The following is a 17,486-nucleotide window of genomic DNA, read 5'->3' as shown; positions in this document are numbered from 1 at the left end:
CTAGGGCAATTCCGTGACGCCTTTAGGCGCGGCATCTTCCGTCGTCCCTAGTGGTTTGGTGTGCAACCCATAAAGCGAAGCATTCATGGCAAAGCTGTGAAAATCTAAAATACTACCTTTGCTGGAAAATTCGTTGACCGTCCCAGTCTCTGCTGCTTTCTTTCCGATAGGCCAAGGCGAATGGGTCTTGAAGGAGATATCCATGACAGAGCTTGCAAAACCTGTGACGGTCGACGATGTCAGCAGCGCTTCCGAGAATGACGTGATCTCAGGCAATCTGCTGGAGAATGATCTGGCCGGGGGCTCCGGCAACATGTTTCTCAACTTCTTCGACGGCGAGAGAGTTCTTGCCAAGAGGGACGGGCAGGTCACCGATATCGAGGGTGAATACGGCACGTTCCACGTCAAGGCCGACGGCTCTTACACCTATACGCTGAACGAGACCGCCAAGGCGGGTTTCCTCCAGGGAATGACGCTGACGGAGACGATCGGCTACAAGATCTCCGACGGTGCCGGCAACACCGATGTCGGCCATTTCACGCTCGACATTCACGGGGTCACGAGCCCGCCGGTCGCGGTCGACGGCGCCTTTTCCTTCCGCGAAGGAAGCGAGATGGCCGGCAACGTGCTCGCCAATGATCACGCGGGAGAGGCCGGCACGCTCTTTCTGCGCTCGGTCGAGGGCACCAGCATTCCTGCCGGTCAGGGGCAGGGGCAGACGACCGACGTGGCGGGTGAATTCGGTATCTTCCATTTCGCGGGCGATGGAAGCTTCACCTACGATCTCAATCCGGCCGTCAAGGCGGGCCTCGACGATGGCGAGCATGTCACGGAGAAACTCCAATATTACAAGGTCTCCGACGGCGCCGGTCACGCGGATGCCGGCGTGATCACCCTGACCGTCGACGGCGCGACGGACGGGAAGTCGTTGAACACCAATCATGTCGAGGTCCAGGCGGATGTGGTGCGCCCCTTCCTGGATCATTACGAACTCCAGGGAGTCGCGGTCGATCCGCTAACGGGCAAGTATTACGTCAGTTCCGGCCACGGTTTCCCGGATGATTCCATGGTGAGCGTTTACGACAACGCCTCGGCATTTGAAGCCGGCAACGCCAGCGGCGCCATCTCCCTCGGCGACTATGACAAGGGCGAATATGACGTCGGCGGAACCTATTTTTCGGTCCGTGGAGGCGAGATCATCGGAAGAACCAACGAGGCGAGAAGCGAGGAGGACCCTTTCCCCGATCAGACCTATCTTGCAAAATGGGATGCCGCCGACGGATCTCTCGATCAGAAGGGTGCTTCGATTCCCGGCCTTATCGGCAAGAATGGCGCGGGTACGTTCGACTGGGGTGGATTCACGACCGTCAATACGATGCAGGATTCGATCGGCATTTACGTCGTCGGCCGCATCAATGATTCCACCTGGCAGGTCTCGAAGATCGACCCCGAAACGTTGAGCCCGATCGAATCCAAGACCTTCGCGGCGGGCGGGCTCGGATACGGCTTTGCCGTCGACGGCACGTTCTTCTTCGGCGATTCCTCCAGCAGCGAGCATATCGGCACGGCCTTCGACTTCGAAACCGGGGTCAAGACAACGGTTGACGTCAACATCGCCATACCGGGAGACGACCTGATCACCAACGTGGTCTATGACTCAGCGGCGGATAATCTCTACCTCACCAACACCGGGACCGACGAAATCGCCGTGGTGCATAATATCTCGGACGTTTTGTTCGCCTAGCGCATCGGCCCGAAAATCGGAATCGATTTTCGGAAAGCACAATGCGAGGATTGAAAGTGTTAGAGCGTCCTTTGTGCGTCCGAAAGGACGCACGGCGCTCTAATGGGCCTTACCGCTCGAATGCCGACGCCGCCCCGCCCGTTCTCTTCACGGCGGGGCGTTTAACGGCGTGAGGCGCGGATGCGGGCAGCGGGCTGCCTTCGAGGCCGGTCGCTACCACTGAAACGCGGAACTTGCCGTCGAGGCTGCGGTCGGAAATCGCCCCGACGTATGCAGTCTTGCCGTTCCGGACAAGGCCGCTTTCCAGCAAGTACGAGGCGTCTCCGGCTGTCCTTGCAGCAAGAGCGGCGGGGCGTGCGGAACATGGATGGCGGCCGATGCCCTCAGCCGGCCGCGTGGACCGGTTTCGGCCGATGATTTGGAACCATGATCCCGCAGTACTGTTTAACTGGAAGGCGCGGAAGCGCCGATAACGGGGATGCCGATTGCCGGCCAACCCGGTAATGACGATCGGCCTTTCGGTTCGCCTATGGAGGAATACAACATGCAAACGACCCGATCGAAAGAACTGGCGGACGAATACCTGCGGCTTGGCGGCAAACGGCTGGCCAAGATCGATGACAATATCGTTAAAATCCGCCACTGGGAGGATGACACGCCGGAGGCCGAGGCCTTCTGGCAGGAGCACATCGAGCCGCTGGATGACAAGCGCCGCGTAGAGGTCGAAACGCACCTTCCCACGATCAACGACAGGTGATCGCGAATCAACGATCGGTGATCGCAGCGATTTCCCCGGAGCGCATGACATTGAAGCGCGACAGCGCCGCGCGTCTGAAAAGACGTGGCAGGCTGTCGTGCTCGGATATGTCGCGCCGCTGCGCTTACTGCAGCGTGCGCGTCTGGATCTGCTCGGCGGCGTGAGGCGCGGATGCGGGCAGGGGGCTGCCTTCGAGGCCGGTCGCTACCACCGAAACGCGGAACTTGCCGTCGAGGCTGCGGTCGAAGATCGCCCCGACGACGATATCGGCGTCTTCCTGCACTTCGTCACGAATGCGGCTTGCCGCCTCGTCCACTTCGAACAGCGTCATATCCGAACCGCCGGAGATCGAGATCAGCACGCCCCTGGCGCCCCTCATCGAGATGTCATCCAGAAGCGGGTTGGCAATTGCTGCTTCCGCCGCCTTCATCGCGCGGCTCTCACCGGAGGCTTCGCCGGTACCCATCATCGCACGGCCCATGCCTGACATGACCGACTTCACGTCGGCGAAATCGAGGTTGATCAGGCCTTCCTTGACGATCAAATCGGTTATGCAGCCGACGCCGGCATAGAGCACGCGGTCGGCCGTCATGAAGGCATCGGCGAACGTTGTTTTTGCATCGGCGATGCGGAAGAGGTTCTGGTTGGGAATGACGATGACCGTATCGGCCGCTTGGCGAAGCGCCTCGATGCCGATTTCCGCCATCCGCATGCGGCGATTGCCTTCGAAGGTAAAGGGTTTGGTGACGACGCCGACCGTCAGGATGCCGGCGGCACGCGCAGCGCGGGCGATGACGGGTGCAGCACCCGTGCCCGTTCCACCGCCCATGCCGGCGGTGACGAAGCACATGTGCGAGCCGGCCAGGTGATCCATGATCTCATCGAGCGACTCTTCGGCCGCCGCATGGCCGACCTCCGGCAACGAACCGGCGCCGAGACCCTCCGTCACATTCGCGCCAAGCTGGATGCGGCGCGTCGCCTTGGAGGTGGCCAGCACCTGAGCATCCGTGTTTGCGGCGACGAATTCGACGCCTGCCAGCTTTTCCGCGATCATGTTGTTGATCGCATTGCCGCCACCGCCGCCGACGCCAATGACTGTAATATGCGGCCGTAGTCCAGAAATGCCGCTCTTGGCGTCCGTCATCGCGCTCTCCTTTGATGCTTCGTTCATGCCCACCCTCGTTTGCGGACGGCGAATCGGGCGTCAGGATACGCGAGCAACAAGGCAGAGGCGAGGCGAAAGACGTCTCGGATGGAGCGGAGATGGTCGGGAAGGGCCCCCAGCTGGTGCCTTTCAGGGAGGGAGCATCATGCCGAGAGCTGACAATTATGCTTCAAGGACAGGCCGTGAAGGTAGCTTGCGGCGATATTGTTGAAAAAATCGCCGCGTAGGGTTTTGTTTTACGCCTCTCGGAATGAAATTGCGCTGTGACTCCATTTCTGCATCGACGCAGAAGAAACCTACAGCCTCGATCCCACAGCCACCGGCAAACACAATACACACCGCAAGCCCGCCGCCTCATTCGCCTCTAGCACCAGCGAGCCGCCGTAAAGCCCCGCGAGTTCATTGACGATGCTGAGTCCGAACCCGTTGCCCGGGACATGTTCGTCCTCGCGCACACCCGGCAGCAGCACAGCGGCGAGGCGGTCCGGGGGGATGCCGGGGCCGTCGTCCTCGATGGTGATGCGGGCGATCGGGCCGTCGCGGCGGGCGCGGACGATGACGCGCGCGGAGGCCCATTTGAAGGCGTTGTCGATCAGGTTGCCGAGCATTTCCTCGACATCGCTTTCGTCGCAGGCGACCCGAAGGCTCTCTGATATATCGGTGTCGAAGGCGAGCTTGCGCTCGGCATGAATCTGGCCGATCGCCCGATGCAGATCGGTGATCGCTGCCGCCACGTCGGTGCTGGCGACATTGTCCGAGGAGGCCATCACCCGGCGGGCGGCGGCGAGATGATGTTTGATCCTGTTGTCTATCCGGGCTGCGAGGCCGCGTAATGCGCCTTTGGGGTCGTTTTGCTCGTCGAGCGCCAGCAGCAGGCTCGCCACCGGAGTCTTGAGGCCGTGGGCGAGGTTGGCAAACTGCATGCGCGTTGCCGCAAGCCTCTCTTCGTTGGCCTCCAGCAGCGCATTGGTTTTCAGTGAGAGCGGCGCAAGTTCGACTGTCGCCTCATCGGGTAGGCGGCCGCGCTCTCCCCGGTTGATGGCATCGATATTAGCCGCCATGGATATCAGCGGGCGCAGGCCGAAGCGGATCTGCCAGAGCGTGCCGGCCATCAGCACGAGGCCGAGCAGCAGCATGCAGGGCACCAGCCAGAAGAGGGCGCGCAGTGCCGGGCCGACGAGGGCGATCATCGGCGCCGTCGCGGTGATCGTCAGCGTCATTCCGTCGATGCTGCGGATGGCCTGCCGAAGATAGAGCGGTCCTCTTCCGCGATCACCGCCCATGCCTGATGTCGGCATGCCCATCAGCACATGGCGCAGATCCTGCCGGGGTGGCGGCGCGTCTATCGTGCCGTTCATCAGGGAGCGTGAGGTCAGGCGCTGCTGTCCGTCATCGATCTGCCAGTACCAGCCGGATGAGAGGCGATCAAATGGGGGCGCATCGAGCGGTGCGGAGAGGGCGAGCCTTCCCCCAGCGTCACGCGTCACCGCGCTGGCGAGGGCGCCGATCTGAATGTCCAAACGCTGGTCGACCTGCTCGCGCACCACAGTCTTCAGCGCCAGCCAGAGTACGATGGCGGCGACGACAAGCGCCAGCGTCACGAAGATGCCGGAAAACATCAGCAGCCGGCCGGCGATCGATCTCGGCTTGACGGACGGGGCCTTCATGATGCCGCTGCTGCCGTCAGCATATAGCCGCGGCCGCGCACCGTTTCGATGCTGTTGGCCCCGAGCTTCTTGCGCAAGCGGGCGATGATGACCTCGATGGAATTGGAGTCGACTTCGGCATCACCGTCATAGACGCGCTCGGTGAGTTCGCGCCGGTCGACGATCATTCCCTTACGCAGCATCAAGCAGGAGAGCACCCGCCATTCCAGCGCCGTCAGCTTCAGCGGCAGGCCGTCGAGCTCGAAGGTGCCGAGTTGGGCATCGAAGACCAGCGCGCCGCAGACAAGGCGCGAGGCGGCGTGACCGGACGCCCGGCGCACCAGGGCGCGCAGGCGCAGCACCAGTTCCTCCACCTTGAAAGGTTTGGCAAGGAAATCGTCGGCGCCGGCCTTGAAGCTCGAGACCTTGTCCGGCCAACCGTCGCGCGCCGTCAGCACCAGAACCGGCAGGTTGCGATCACCCTCGCGCCATCCCTTCAGCACGCTGACGCCATCGATCTTCGGCAGGCCGAGATCGAGGATTGCGACATCAAAGAGTTCGGTCAGTCCCGCATGGAGAGCGTCCTCGCCGTTGCGCGCAATATCGACGACGAAGTTTTCCGATCGGAGCACGGCGGCGATCCGGCCGCTCAGGTCTTCGTCATCTTCGACGAGTAGTACGCGCATGGGCAGGGCTTTCATAGGGCATCGCCGGGGACGGACCAAAACTATCGGGCCGAGCTTAACTCAATCTGAACGGAGAGGTTCAGGCAGGCGAGGGGGTGTCGCGGTTAGATTGCGGCCATTACTGAAGCAAGGAGCAGATATATGCCTGATGAAAACCAGGACAACGGACATCCCGAAGGTGCCGCCGCGCCGATGCCGCCAGGACACCGCCGGCGCCGGCTGGCGATCCCTGTCATATCAGCCGCAGTGGCGCTTGTTATCGGTGCTGCCGGTGGTGCCGGCGCCGTGAAGATGATGCGTCCCACGCCCGAAATGGCGCCGATGACGCCGGTGGCGATTTCGACCATGCCGGTATCGAGCCTCGTCACCATCAAGGGCAAGGTCGCCGAGATCTACGGCAACAAGTTCGTGCTGCAGGACGACAGCGGCAAGGCGCTTGTTGAGACCGGTCGGGCCGGCGAGGGTGGCGCACTCGTCACCCAGGATGAGGCCGTCACCGTCCAGGGCCGCTTCGACGACGGCTTTGTGCATGCGAGTTACCTCGTTCGCCAGGACGGACGAACCGAAGCGCTGCGTCCGCCGAAAGGTCCTCCGCACAGACGGTTTGCAGATTTCGATCACAGGCCGTGACGGGCGTGAACCAAAGCCGCGCTGCGGTGTTAACAGACACGCCTCATAACTCCGAAAGGAACGTTTCCATGCAACGACTTCTGCTATCAGGCCTTGCCCTTGCCGCACTGGCCGGCACCGCCTTCGCCCAGCAGCCGCCGGCTCCGCCATCCGCCGCGACTCCGCCCGCAGCGGCTGAACCCGGCTCGCCGCCTCCGCCGCCGTCTCCGTCCGCTCCTGATGACGATGAGCAGATGACGGACCGGCCGGACGCGAGGCCGGGAGATCGCCCGGATTTCCGCTGGCATGGTCGGAGAGGCGATATGGGCTTCCGTGGCTTCCGCGGTCATCGCCCGCCACCGCTACCGCCATCGAAGGCAGCGCATTTCCGGATCGAGGATGGAAACACCCGGATCGATCTGAAATGCGCCGAGGACGAACCGATGAAGGCCTGCGCGGATCTGCTGCTGCAGGTGATGGACCGCCTGCAGGGGCAGGACTGATCATCCGCACTTGAGGCGGATGCCGCACGATAATGCAACCGTCCGCGTTTTCTCGCGGGCGGTTTAAGTTTGACGCGAACGCCGCCCCGCTCTTCGTCATGTCAGGCCTTGTGCCGAGGATCTGCGGCGCCGGATGCAGATGCTCGGGACAAGCCCAAGCATGACGGAAGAGCGGTTGGCGCGTCCTCTCGCAGGTGGTTTTGTGACTTTCTCGGAGGTGATGGCTCGATGTGGCAGACCGCCACCCCCATCTCAACAGCCTGCTATTGCATGACGCTCACGTTCAACACCATCTCCTTGATCTCCCCGTCTCCAACAGGGAACCTGACAACGAACCTGTCACTGCCGATGTAGCCTGGCTTTGATGTATAATAACCAGCAACGCCTCCCACCTTGACCGTCCGGCATTTTGCCAGTTTTCCCTTTGCTTCGTGGGGAAATATCGGTTCATGGACAATCTGGAGACGCCCATGCTTGGGCTGCTCGATGATATGCGTAGGCGGGTAATCGGCGAGGCTGCAATCGCTGTGGATACGCCAGACTTGGCCCGCTCTCGTCCTTTCACCACTGCGTACCGTTAATGATGCGGACTCGCGTCTGAAGCTGTCGGAGGTTGTCGTGCAGCTCGAAAGCGAAATCACCGCCGCTGCCAATATCGAATATGCAAAGATGCTTTTCACTTATAAACCCTCAACTTTTGCTTGAATGAATATTGGATTTTTCTTGAGAGTCAATCAGAGTGCAAAGCTTTGATTTGGCAGTTGTTCTGCTTGTAGACATTGGCGAGGTGCAATCTTGAAAAGACGGGTCGTGGCGTGGGTCTTCTTACTCGCGGGCGGCGCTGGGGTGCTTCCGGCCGGCACCAGTGATGCCGGCGGGGTCCCATTTTCCGCCAGCGGAAATGTTCCGGACTACAGGGCGTCGATGACCGTTCGAGAGGCCTATCATGAGCCGAAGGAATATTGGCGTTCGGTCGTCCATCACGATGGCTGGACCCGGGTCGAGGAGGTCATAAGCAATAGGACACGCATTGCCTATGGAAGCGCCCGCGATAACGTTTTGTTGTGGGCAACAAAGACCGGTGACGAGGACTTTACGGGGATCTTCATCGACAAGACCACGCCACGGGAAGCGAGGGACACCGGGGACGCGGACAATCAGGCTGGTGAAGCTTGCAAATGGTCGGAGATCACCCGCAAGGCCTCGCACAGTAGCACGTCCGAACCGCTCTGGCTCAGTTGCCTGTCAGGTGACGGCATTGAAATTGGCACAAGGGTATTGCTCAGTAGCAAGGAGCTCAAGGAGCCTATGACCGAAACGCAATTGGTCAAGCTCGAGCGAACACCTGTTGCCGATTCCGAAGTCCTGCCCCCGAAGAGGCTTTTCGACCCCGGGTTCTGGCTGAAGCCGCTCAGGTACTATCCGGACAGACCCGCCGCGCTCGTCGATTTTGAAGCCAGAATGGCGGGGATAGACTCAGACCTCAGAATATTCAGACATTATCCCTGGCAAGCTGAAGAGCGTCGCGGCAAGGACGGATCGGTGCGGTTCAAGGTTTGGAACGACCTCGAAAATCAGGGAATCAATGTCATTTACTCCAAGCGCGAATATAGTCTTCAAGCCTTCCGTTCACCGCTTGATCCCGCACGACCGTTCAATCAATTCGACGCTGAAACAGGCCATGCGGACATGAAACGTAGGGATAATCACCTTGGTGAATCCTGCGCCTGGTTCAACATGACGCCCGACGCGGCAGACGCGATCAGAATGGAATGTTTGACGCCGGATGGCGTGCCCCTGAAAGTGGAACTGCATTTCGGTATGGGGGACGGTGAATTCTACACCGCCGTCGAGGTCAAACGCCGTCCCGTCGACATCAACGAAATGCTCCCGCCGCGCGAATTGATAGAGCCGTCGGCATGGGGATTTACGGTTGACGACTGAAGGCGCCACTCCCTGCATCCATCGGACGCCGGCGCATTGAGGGACAAGGATGTTCGTGCTGTCGCATCGAACTCGGTGTCGTCGGCTCACCGCGTGACGCGGGCTGCCGACGTTGCGGAGTAGCGGTCGCCGTGGATCTCGATGCCTGAGAACACCGCGTCGATCTCAGCCAGTTCTTCCGATGTGAAGGTGATGTCGGCGGCGGCGATATTTTCTTCCAGCCGGTGCAGCTTGGTGGTGCCGGGAATGGGGACGATCCAGGGCTTGCGGGCCATCAGCCAGGCGATGGCGATCTGGGCCGCGGTCACCTTCCTGCGGCCGGCAATCGCCTCGATTGCATCGACCACCGGCTGGTTTGCCTTGCGGTTTTCGGCCGAAAGGCGCGGATTGGTCTTGCGGTGGTCGTTGCCGCCTTCGAAACTGGTGTTCTCATCCATCTTGCCGGTGAGGAAGCCACGGCCGAGCGGGCTATAGGGCACGAAGCCGATTCCGAGTTCTTCGAGGACGGGCAGGATTTCCGCTTCGGGGTTGCGCCACCATAACGAATATTCGCTTTGCAACACGGAGACCGGCTGCACGGCATGGGCGCGGCGGATAGAGCCGGCATCGGCTTCGGATAGGCCGAAATGCAGCACTTTACCGGCGCCGATCAGATCCTTCACCGTGCCTGCCACCTCTTCGATCGGTACTGCAGGGTCGACCCGATGCTGGTAGAAGATATCGATGCGATCGGTGCGAAGCCGCTTGAGGGCTTCTTCTGCGACCACACGGATGCGTTCCGGCCGGCTATCCAGGCCGACTTCCGGCCGGCCATCCTTGAAGCCGAATTTCGTCGCGATCACCACCTCATCACGGATCGGCGCCAGCGCCTCGCCGACAAGATCCTCGTTGGTGAACGGCCCGTAGGCCTCTGCCGTGTCGAAGAAACTCACGCCCCGCTCGTGCGCCGCCCGCAAGAGCGCAATGGCATCGCCGCGCTCCACCGCCGGCCCGCGATGGTAGTTCAGTCCCATGCAGCCGAAACCGATCGCCGATACATCAGGGCCTCTTTGGCCGAGCCTACGTTTGATCATGCGGATGTCCTCCTCAGGTTCGGTCGTAAGCTAAGGGCAAAGGCTGGTATCGATTAGCCGGTGATATCGGCATGGGCTTATGAGTTGGGTTCATAAATGCATGTCCGTTGGATCAGAGACGATCCTCGGAGGACGGCGCTACGCCGGCAGTCCCGCCATCCTGAGAGCCTCGATATAGCGTGCACGATCGTCGGGCCGCCGGAACGGTGGGAGCACGTCGGCGAGGTTGGAAAGCCGGAGCGCGGGATCCATCAGGCACAGGCGAGCGACCGTTTCCTGGGCTTGGCCAATCCGCCCGGCCATGGCCTGGCCCGCCGCCATCACGCGCATGGCGCTCGGGTAGTTCGGCTGGTGGCGTAGCGATTTTCCTGCCCAGGCTGTAGCGTCGTCATAGCGGCCGGCGCAAAAATGCGCGAGCCCGGTGTTGAACTGCCAGGCAAACAGGCGTGGATCCAAAGGGCTCAAGCGCATGGCAAGGGCGGCGTGTTCGACGGCCATATCAGGCTCGCCCAGGCACGCCTTCACCCAGCTGCTGACGCCGAGTGCTGCGGCGAGGTTCGGGTTGAGAAAGACCGCGCGATCGATACAGGCCGCGCTGCCGTCGAGGTCCCCGCCGACATAACCGATGACATATCCACCGTAGGAGAGCGTAACTGCATCGTCCCAGCCGAGTTCGACAGCTCTCCTCGCCAGTCGGGTGGCTTCGGCAGTTTCCTCTGCGGGATTGACCATCCAGCCGTTGCTCTTTCGTGTGGCGTAACACCGCGCCGCCCGGGCAAGGGCTATGGCGAATTCCGGGTCGCGCTCGATCGCCTTCATGAACAGCCGCAAGGCTTCGTCGACGACCGATCTGCTGGTGATGGTCCGGTCGAAGGCCGCCAGGCCGCGGAGATAGTAGTCGTAGGCGTCGAGGCTCTCGGTCGGCTTGCGTTTGGCACGCTCGATCTCAGCCTCCTCCACTTTCGGCGTTATGGCGCCGACGATGCTCGAGGCGACCTGATCCTGAAGATCGAAGACATTCGCCAGGGTTCCATCAAAACGATCGGCCCAAAGGTGCGCACCGGTCGAGGTGTCGATCAGCTGGCCTGCGATGCGCAGGCGGTCACCCGTCCGGCGCACGCTTCCTTCGACCACGTAGCGGACGTCTAACTCGCGCCCGACCTGCTTTATGTCGACCGCCTGACCTTTGTAGGTGAAGCTCGAATTCCGCGCGATGACGTAGAGGTGGCGGAATTGAGCAAGCGCGATGGTGATGTCCTCGACGATGCCGTCGGCGAAATATTCCTGCTCCGCGTCGCCGCTCAGATTCTGAAACGGCAATACGGCAACCGATGGCCGATCGTGATGTTTCGCCGGCGCTGAGATGGCCTGCGGCTGCGGTACGAGGTCGGGGCCAGGTGCGCTCCGCTGATATTCGGATCCCTGCCGCGATTGCAGCGAAGCAGCCAAGGAGGAGGTTTCTGCCTCGGGTTCTGCCTGAAGATGCTTCCTCAACAATGCCCGGCAGGCTTCGAACTGGCGCAGGGCGGCGTTTTCGTGACCCCTGAGAGTGTGTATCCGTATCAGTGCCCGATGGGCGCCCTCGATGGTCGGGTCCGCAGCCAATAGCCTTTCGGCGAGCCTTTCGCAGGCCGATTCTTCCCCGGAACCCGGCTCGGAGAATGCGAGGCTCAGTCGCTCCACGAGCTGCAGCGCCTTCCGTTGATATGTGCTCCGGTAGGGTCGAAACCACTCATCCAGCCCGTCCGGAATGGCTTCGCCTGCCAACACCTCGCCGCGATAGAGATCGGCGGCGAAGGCGAGATCGGCCGTCCGGCCCGCCTCGAGTTTACGGTCGAAGATCGAAATGTCGGTCTCTTCAGGACCTGTTATCAGCGCGATGGTCTCTTGATCCCCATCGATGTAGATGGTGGCATCCCCGCCGGCTGGAAACGATCGCCTGATATCGACGAGCGCTTGCCGGAGACTATTGCGAGCTTGATCACTGCCTCGTCCCGGCCAAAAGGCTTCGGAAAGCGGTTCCCTGCGATGACCGCGGTGGCCGGCGAGCACCAGGGCAGCAAAGAGAAGCGACGTTTTGCGCGTGGTGAAGCGGACCTGCCGGTGCTCCCGGGACGTCACTTCGAGGCCACCCAGCAACCTGATGCGCACAGACCGTCTCCCAGATTTCGACCGCCACCGCAGATTAACATCTCGGCAGACAGATTTAACACCGATTTAGCGGCGGCTTGTCGAAGTTTTCCCGCCCGTTCACGCTCAGCCGAACGGCGCGAAAACACCGGCGTGGCAGGCTCCCACTTGCAAATCTGAAAAATGGGAGACGGAAAAATGGCTCACATGGAAACGCATGCCGGCATCAGCGCGCCGAAAGGACAGTTGTTCGGGGCTAAGCCGAACGCCGTAGCAATCATCGTCGCCGCCCTGAGGACGTGGCGGCTGAGCGTCGTAAGACGGAAGGCAATGGCGGACCTGACGCCGGATCAACTGAGGGACATCGGCTATCCCCGGGATAAACTCGGCCATCCCCAGATCAATCGCCCTGTGATCGAGATCAAGGCAGGGCTGATGACGAAGTTGATGTCGATGCGCTAGTCGGAAAATTCCGCTGCGCGGATGCGTCGGCTGCAGGTCGATGGCATAAGGATCCAAAACGCAAGCGCGGATTCGATTTGCAGAAGGCGATCATTGATTCTTCCCAGGATGTAATGCAGGCCGATTTTCAACATGCACATCCCCGTCAATGATTGGCGGGGCTTTTGCTGTCCGGCGGGCAGGTGGCAGACGAGGTATGGGCGAGCCCGCGCCGTTGGGGCAAGGGCCGCTGATCTGGCATCCATCCTTCGCCAGCAGTCGTCTGTTTTTCCGCCGCGGCGATTTCGCCTATGATGGGATGATGGAACGATAGGGATGCACGGCATGATTGATCATATCACCATCGCAGTGAGTGACCTCGAGAAGAGCAAGCTGTTTTATGAACGTGCTCTCGCCCCCCTCGGCTATCGCCGTACCTTCGGGAAGGAGGGCGTGTTCTGGGCCTTCGATGTCGGCGGCAGTCTGTTCGAGATCCAGCACACCGACGACAAGCCGCCTCTGACGCGTGTGCACGTTGCCTTCCGGGTCCAAAGCAGGGCGGAGGTCGAGGCGTTTTATCGCGCCGCGCTTGAAGCCGGTGCGAGGGACAACGGCGCGCCCGGTCCGCGGCCGGAATATGAAGAGAACTATTATGCCTGCTTCGTTCTCGATCCCGACGGATACAATATCGAAGCGATGCTCAATCAGCCGGCGTCGCAAGGGTGAGGGGCAGGCTCCGCCCAAAGATTGCAATCGAGGGGAGGTGGGTATGTCAAGTTTCAGGAACGCCGTCGTCTCTTTACCCGGCAAGGAGCGCCTGGCGAGGACGCCCTTTGGCGCGAGGATCATCATTCATGCGACGGCCGCCGAGACCGGCGGCGCGTTCGGGATGTGGGAAACCTTCACACCGCCGGGTCATGGTCCGGCTCCCCACACGCATACGCGGGAGACGGAAGTCTTTCGGGTCATCCGGGGGCTCTATCGATTCCAATGCGGCGACGAAGCGTTCGACGCGCCTGTGGGAACCGTCGTCGTTCTGCCGCCACATGTCCCGCACAGCTGGCGAAACATAGGCGACGAACCCGGCCAGATGTTCGGCACGGTGACGCCAGGCGGCTGCGAGCAAATGTTCATCGATATCGAGGCTTGCAGTGCCGATACGCCTGAGAAAATCGCGGTGATCGAAGCGCGACTGGGGATCATCAACGACATTACGCTGGCGCTCGGATTGACAGGCCCGCAACCGCGCTGATCGATTATCTGGGTGTCGATCGAATCCAGTTCGGCCCTCGCCATCGCCCGCCACAACATGTCTCATTGGGGCGGCTCTTGGACTTGGGCGTCGGCCCTCTTGGGTCTCAGCTGACGGTTTCGATGACGGCGGCGAGATCGGCTGATGTGAATGGCTTGGTCAGCACCGGCCGGCCGGCAAAGGCGGGATCGATACCCGCTGGCCCATATCCGGTTGCGAAGGCGAAGGGGATACCGCGCTGCTGAAGGACCGCCGCCACCGGAAATGACTGATGCCCGGCGAGGTTTACATCGAGAACGACGAAATCGAGATTGCCATCGGCGGCAACCTCCAGCGCCGAGGGCAAACGCGCGGCGGTCGCCACGACCTCGTGACCGAGGTCCATCAGCATGTCCTCGATCATCATGGCGATGGTCATTTCATCTTCAACGACAAGTACACGCTTGGCCATGTCATTCGTTCCGGAGACGGTCTGCCGGAGCGTCGAGACGGAAGGAAAAACCCCGTTCGGCAAACGAAATCTCCACATTGCCTCCCGTCTCCGCGGCAAGGCCGCGCTGGATGAGGACCGTGCCGAACCCCTTCCGCTTCGGTTGTTCCACCGGCGGTCCGCCATGTTCGTCCCAGTCTATGCGGTAGCGTTGCGTTCCGTCGTCGATGATTTGAAGGGAGCATCTGACGCGGACGGCGCCGCCATCACTCGACCATGCGCCGTGGCGCACGGCATTTGTGCCGAGTTCATGAAAGGCCATGGTCAGCGCCAGCGCCGTCTTTGCGGAAACCCGGATATCGTCTCCGGTGAGCTCCCATCGCCCGCCATCCGGCCGATGCGGAACTGTCGCCTGGTCGAGCGTCTGTTTCAGGGACGCGCTGCTCCACAGTTCTCCCGTCAGCAGATCATTGGCACGGCCGAGCGACACCAGCCGCGCCGTGAAACTGTCCAGTGCACGCGGGATGTCGTCGGCATCCCGGAAGGTGCGGTACGCAAAAGCCTGCACCATCGCCAGATTGTTCTTAACGCGATGATTGAGCTCATGAACGACAAGTTCCAGCTGCTGCTGCTTGCGTCGCCGCTCGGTGATATCGGTCGCGGCCCCAAACCATTCGACGATGGCGCCTGCGTCGTTCAGGAGTGGAACAGCCCGTGACAACACCCACCCGGTGCTGCCGTCGGCCCGCCGGACGCGATGCTCGCATTCGAAAACACCCTTGCTTGATATCGCCTCGTCGATCACCGCCTGGATCGCCGGAATGTCCTCGGGAAACAAATAGGCCTCCTGCCAGGCGACAGTCGGATTGGCGGTGTCGGCAAGAACGTTGCGACCGTCGAGCTGCTGCATCTCCTTCCAGTCGGCGCTCATGCGATAGACGATATCGGTCGTGGCCGTAGTGAACGCCCTGAACCGCTCTTCGCTCTCGCGCAGCCGCCGCTGGGCAAGGACGCTTTTCGTCGTTTCGACGACGATCGCGATGACGCCCGCGGGTTTGCCACTTTCGTCGAGGACGGGCGAATAGTCGAGGTTCATCCAGGCAGGAGCCGGGCTGCCGTGGCGCAACAGCGTCAGTTCCTGGTTTTCGTAGGCGAGCGTTTTACCGGACAGCCCAACTTTCATGACATTGTCGTTGAAGTCGGCAATTTCGCTCCAGCCCTCGCGGATCTTGGAACCGAGAAGATCCGGATGGCGGCTGCCGGCGAAGACGGAATAGGCGTCGTTATAGATCATCACGCCGTCCTCGCCCCAGAGAAGAACGATCGGCACGGGTGAGAGCAGGAGCATGTTGGTGGCCGTCTTCAGACTTTGCGGCCAGAGATCGAGAGGACCGAGCGGCGTCTTGCTCCAGTCGCGGGTCTGGATCAGTCGGCCAATTTCCCCGCCACCGACAGGAAAGCGAGTTGTGAGTGGCTGAGGGGATTCGGAATCCAAGGCGCGCTCCCGATTTTGATGGTGCTTCTAATTAGCGCATCCTTTGATTTTTTCCACCCATGAGTGTTGCGGCTTCCTCATGCCAACCTTGTCCGAGCCGATCACACTCTAGGCCCGCGCCATCGCCCGCCACGTCGCCGGCGGGGTGGCGAAGGCGCGAGAGAAGGCGCGATTGAAGGCGGCTTCGGTGGCGTAGCCGGCGTCGTAGGCGATTGTTGCGATAGGCTGACCTGAGGTGGCGAGGGCGACACTTGCGAGGTAGAGCCGCCAGTCCCTGATATAGCGGATGGGCGAGGTCGAGAGCATCGCCTGGAAGCGGTCGGCGAGGGCGCTGCGCGACAGGCCGGAGGCTGAGGCGAGGTCCTCCAGCGACCAGTCGTGTCTGGGATCGTCGTGAATGAGGGAGAGACAGCGCGACAGCGCGGGGTCGGCAAGGGCTGCCAGCCAGCCGACCGAGCGCGGTTCGGCCATCATGATCTGATGGCGCAGGATCTCGATGAACACGATTTCAGTCAGCCGCGGCAGCATGGAAACTCCGCCGGCGCGCGGCCTGTCGACCTCCTCGATCATCTGGCGGATGGTGGCGCGCAACCAGTCGCCGTCATTGACGGCCCGTGTCCTGACATGGATCATTTTCGGCAGCGCCTGGCGCAGCGGCGCAAAGCTCAAGCCGTCCCATTGCAGATAGCCGCAGAGCAGCCGCACCCTTTGCGCCGCCTCGCCATAGCGCAGCACGGGAATCTCACGCCAGGGCTTCTGCGGCAGGTCGCGCGTCGGCAGCACCAGCATGCCGTCCCTTCCCGCGCCGAGCTGATGTCCGGTGCCGAAGGGGAAGACCAGCACGTCTCCGGCCTCCAGATCGGTCTCTTCCCCTTCCGTCTTCAGCCAGCAGCTGCCGGCCACGACGATGTGAAAAGGCATCGTGCCCGAAGCCTTGGCCGAGAGGTTTGCTAAGGCCGGCGCGGCATCCGTCTGCCAGTCGCCCGTCGGCATGAAGCAGAACTGCAGCGATCCCGACAGGCGGATCGTCGAAAGCAGCGCCGACAACACGTCGTCGCGCACGACACCCGCAACGCCTGGATTTTCGGACAAGGCTTCACGCATCCCGGCCAAATACGCGCCCCGCGCACCCTCCTATGGTGTTCTCGCTCACTCGTGGTGAGCGTTCATTTCAATTCACTGGGAGAATACTATGCAAACTCAAAGCGACAAACTGGTCGTGCTCATCACCAAGGGCATCGAATCCGAACTGTCCTCCGTCGCCTTCACCATTGCCAATGGCGGCATCACCGCCGGGCTGAAGGTCTCGGTGTTCCTCACCAGCACCGGGATCGATCTGGTGCGCAAGGGTGGCCAGCGCATGACACATGTGCCGCCGCTTGATCCGCTGTCGATGCTGATCGAGAATTTCCAGCAGCGCGGCGGCACGATCTGGGCCTGCCCGCCCTGCGTGACCTCGCGCGGTTACACGCAGGAGGACATGCTCGACGGTGTCGTCATCGTCGGCGCCAGCGCCATGCATGCCGAGATCAAGGAGGGCGCTGCGACGCTGTCGTTTTGACCGGAGGAGCCGGGCCGGGCGGAAGTATGAGGAGCCTCTCCCGCCGGTTT

18 protein-coding genes are annotated in these 17,486 nt (G+C 61.6%); 9 read left to right on the top strand and 9 right to left on the bottom strand.

What is annotated here, in order from left to right; all coding sequences use genetic code 11:
- Entirely contained in the window at positions 1-204 is a 204-nt protein-coding gene (locus NE851_RS24855) for a hypothetical protein (protein ID WP_125853736.1), read from the bottom strand.
- On the opposite strand from NE851_RS24855, the gene NE851_RS24850 reads away from it, so the two are divergent.
- Positions 203-1,744, top strand: coding sequence for a cadherin-like domain-containing protein (locus NE851_RS24850; RefSeq protein WP_127430271.1), 1,542 nt, complete (start codon positions 203-205; stop codon positions 1,742-1,744). The two genes, NE851_RS24855 and NE851_RS24850, sit on opposite strands and share 2 nt — an antisense overlap.
- 544 nt (positions 1,745-2,288) lie before the next feature.
- On the top strand, positions 2,289-2,501 hold the full coding sequence (locus NE851_RS24845) for a hypothetical protein (protein WP_047611710.1): 213 nt from the start codon (positions 2,289-2,291) through the stop codon (positions 2,499-2,501).
- Between the two features lie 124 nt (positions 2,502-2,625).
- On the opposite strand, the gene ftsZ is transcribed toward NE851_RS24845, so the two are convergent.
- From ftsZ to NE851_RS24830, 3 genes are all read right to left on the bottom strand, one after another.
- Positions 2,626-3,645, bottom strand: a complete 1,020-nt coding sequence (gene ftsZ / locus NE851_RS24840) for a cell division protein FtsZ (protein WP_012758070.1) — start codon at positions 3,643-3,645, stop codon at positions 2,626-2,628.
- 317 nt (positions 3,646-3,962) lie between these two features.
- On the bottom strand, positions 3,963-5,333 hold the full coding sequence (locus tag NE851_RS24835) for a sensor histidine kinase (RefSeq protein ID WP_063475172.1): 1,371 nt from the start codon (positions 5,331-5,333) through the stop codon (positions 3,963-3,965).
- Complete coding sequence (locus NE851_RS24830; protein WP_063475171.1) at positions 5,330-5,998, bottom strand: response regulator transcription factor; 669 nt, start codon at positions 5,996-5,998, stop codon at positions 5,330-5,332. Before NE851_RS24830 ends, NE851_RS24835 begins: the two co-directional genes overlap by 4 nt.
- Before the next feature lie 141 nt (positions 5,999-6,139).
- On the opposite strand from NE851_RS24830, the gene NE851_RS24825 reads away from it, so the two are divergent.
- The 3 genes from NE851_RS24825 to NE851_RS24810 all read left to right on the top strand — a co-directional run bounded on the left by NE851_RS24825 (position 6,140) and on the right by NE851_RS24810 (position 9,054).
- Positions 6,140-6,628, top strand: a complete 489-nt coding sequence (locus tag NE851_RS24825) for a hypothetical protein (RefSeq protein WP_097542254.1) — start codon at positions 6,140-6,142, stop codon at positions 6,626-6,628.
- A 68-nt stretch (positions 6,629-6,696) separates the two neighbouring features.
- Positions 6,697-7,110 carry a hypothetical protein gene (locus NE851_RS24820; RefSeq protein ID WP_047610598.1) on the top strand — a complete coding sequence of 138 codons (414 nt, stop codon included), beginning with the start codon at positions 6,697-6,699 and terminating at the stop codon, positions 7,108-7,110.
- Positions 7,111-7,905: 795 nt separating this feature from the next.
- Positions 7,906-9,054, top strand: coding sequence for a hypothetical protein (locus NE851_RS24810; RefSeq protein ID WP_210294331.1), 1,149 nt, complete (start codon positions 7,906-7,908; stop codon positions 9,052-9,054).
- A gap of 86 nt (positions 9,055-9,140) precedes the next feature.
- Here the strand turns inward: NE851_RS24810 and NE851_RS24805 are convergent, their stop codons facing one another.
- Both NE851_RS24805 and NE851_RS24800 read right to left on the bottom strand, forming a co-directional pair.
- Positions 9,141-10,127: an aldo/keto reductase gene (locus NE851_RS24805; protein WP_047610596.1), complete on the bottom strand. Its 987-nt coding sequence runs from the start codon at positions 10,125-10,127 to the stop codon at positions 9,141-9,143.
- Between the two features lie 138 nt (positions 10,128-10,265).
- Positions 10,266-12,278, bottom strand: coding sequence for a BTAD domain-containing putative transcriptional regulator (locus NE851_RS24800; RefSeq protein WP_127430273.1), 2,013 nt, complete (start codon positions 12,276-12,278; stop codon positions 10,266-10,268).
- A gap of 177 nt (positions 12,279-12,455) precedes the next feature.
- On the opposite strand from NE851_RS24800, the gene NE851_RS24795 reads away from it, so the two are divergent.
- The 3 genes from NE851_RS24795 (at position 12,456) to NE851_RS24785 (ending at position 13,950) form a co-directional block, all read left to right on the top strand.
- Positions 12,456-12,719: a hypothetical protein gene (locus tag NE851_RS24795; RefSeq protein WP_047610594.1), complete on the top strand. Its 264-nt coding sequence runs from the start codon at positions 12,456-12,458 to the stop codon at positions 12,717-12,719.
- Between the two features lie 324 nt (positions 12,720-13,043).
- A complete protein-coding gene (locus NE851_RS24790; protein ID WP_047611701.1) occupies positions 13,044-13,424 on the top strand; it encodes a VOC family protein in 381 nt (126 codons plus the stop codon).
- A gap of 43 nt (positions 13,425-13,467) precedes the next feature.
- Entirely contained in the window at positions 13,468-13,950 is a 483-nt protein-coding gene (locus NE851_RS24785; RefSeq protein ID WP_063475166.1) for a cupin domain-containing protein, read from the top strand.
- Between the two features lie 106 nt (positions 13,951-14,056).
- Here NE851_RS24785 and NE851_RS24780 read toward each other — a convergent pair whose 3' ends face one another.
- The 3 genes from NE851_RS24780 to NE851_RS24770 all read right to left on the bottom strand — a co-directional run bounded on the left by NE851_RS24780 (position 14,057) and on the right by NE851_RS24770 (position 16,979).
- Entirely contained in the window at positions 14,057-14,401 is a 345-nt protein-coding gene (locus NE851_RS24780) for a response regulator (protein WP_127430274.1), read from the bottom strand.
- Position 14,402: 1 nt separating this feature from the next.
- A complete protein-coding gene (locus tag NE851_RS24775) occupies positions 14,403-15,875 on the bottom strand; it encodes a sensor histidine kinase (RefSeq protein ID WP_127430275.1) in 1,473 nt (490 codons plus the stop codon).
- 108 nt (positions 15,876-15,983) lie between these two features.
- Positions 15,984-16,979: an AraC family transcriptional regulator gene (locus tag NE851_RS24770; protein WP_127430363.1), complete on the bottom strand. Its 996-nt coding sequence runs from the start codon at positions 16,977-16,979 to the stop codon at positions 15,984-15,986.
- A gap of 88 nt (positions 16,980-17,067) precedes the next feature.
- On the opposite strand from NE851_RS24770, the gene NE851_RS24765 reads away from it, so the two are divergent.
- Complete coding sequence (locus tag NE851_RS24765; RefSeq protein WP_063475164.1) at positions 17,068-17,436, top strand: DsrE family protein; 369 nt, start codon at positions 17,068-17,070, stop codon at positions 17,434-17,436.
- Positions 17,437-17,486: the final 50 nt, after the last annotated feature.

This window comes from Rhizobium anhuiense bv. trifolii (assembly GCF_024346605.1).
Lineage (GTDB): Bacteria > Pseudomonadota > Alphaproteobacteria > Rhizobiales > Rhizobiaceae > Rhizobium > Rhizobium anhuiense.
Note: the sequence above shows the minus strand (reverse complement) of the source record. Positions and strands in the feature narration are given on the sequence as shown.

Excerpts from the sequence above, each read along its gene's own strand:
- NE851_RS24850 (WP_127430271.1), top strand. The coding sequence starts at position 203 with ATGACAGAGCTTGCAAAACCTGTGACGGTCGACGATGTCAGCAGCGCT.
- NE851_RS24855 (WP_125853736.1), bottom strand. The coding sequence starts at position 204 with ATGGATATCTCCTTCAAGACCCATTCGCCTTGGCCTATCGGAAAGAAA.
- NE851_RS24845 (WP_047611710.1), top strand. The coding sequence starts at position 2,289 with ATGCAAACGACCCGATCGAAAGAACTGGCGGACGAATACCTGCGGCTT.
- ftsZ (WP_012758070.1), bottom strand. The coding sequence starts at position 3,645 with ATGACGGACGCCAAGAGCGGCATTTCTGGACTACGGCCGCATATTACA.
- NE851_RS24835 (WP_063475172.1), bottom strand. The coding sequence starts at position 5,333 with ATGAAGGCCCCGTCCGTCAAGCCGAGATCGATCGCCGGCCGGCTGCTG.
- NE851_RS24830 (WP_063475171.1), bottom strand. The coding sequence starts at position 5,998 with ATGCGCGTACTACTCGTCGAAGATGACGAAGACCTGAGCGGCCGGATC.
- NE851_RS24825 (WP_097542254.1), top strand. The coding sequence starts at position 6,140 with ATGCCTGATGAAAACCAGGACAACGGACATCCCGAAGGTGCCGCCGCG.
- NE851_RS24820 (WP_047610598.1), top strand. The coding sequence starts at position 6,697 with ATGCAACGACTTCTGCTATCAGGCCTTGCCCTTGCCGCACTGGCCGGC.
- NE851_RS24805 (WP_047610596.1), bottom strand. The coding sequence starts at position 10,127 with ATGATCAAACGTAGGCTCGGCCAAAGAGGCCCTGATGTATCGGCGATC.
- NE851_RS24795 (WP_047610594.1), top strand. The coding sequence starts at position 12,456 with ATGGCTCACATGGAAACGCATGCCGGCATCAGCGCGCCGAAAGGACAG.
- NE851_RS24790 (WP_047611701.1), top strand. The coding sequence starts at position 13,044 with ATGATTGATCATATCACCATCGCAGTGAGTGACCTCGAGAAGAGCAAG.
- NE851_RS24785 (WP_063475166.1), top strand. The coding sequence starts at position 13,468 with ATGTCAAGTTTCAGGAACGCCGTCGTCTCTTTACCCGGCAAGGAGCGC.
- NE851_RS24780 (WP_127430274.1), bottom strand. The coding sequence starts at position 14,401 with ATGGCCAAGCGTGTACTTGTCGTTGAAGATGAAATGACCATCGCCATG.
- NE851_RS24770 (WP_127430363.1), bottom strand. The coding sequence starts at position 16,979 with ATGCGTGAAGCCTTGTCCGAAAATCCAGGCGTTGCGGGTGTCGTGCGC.
- NE851_RS24765 (WP_063475164.1), top strand. The coding sequence starts at position 17,068 with ATGCAAACTCAAAGCGACAAACTGGTCGTGCTCATCACCAAGGGCATC.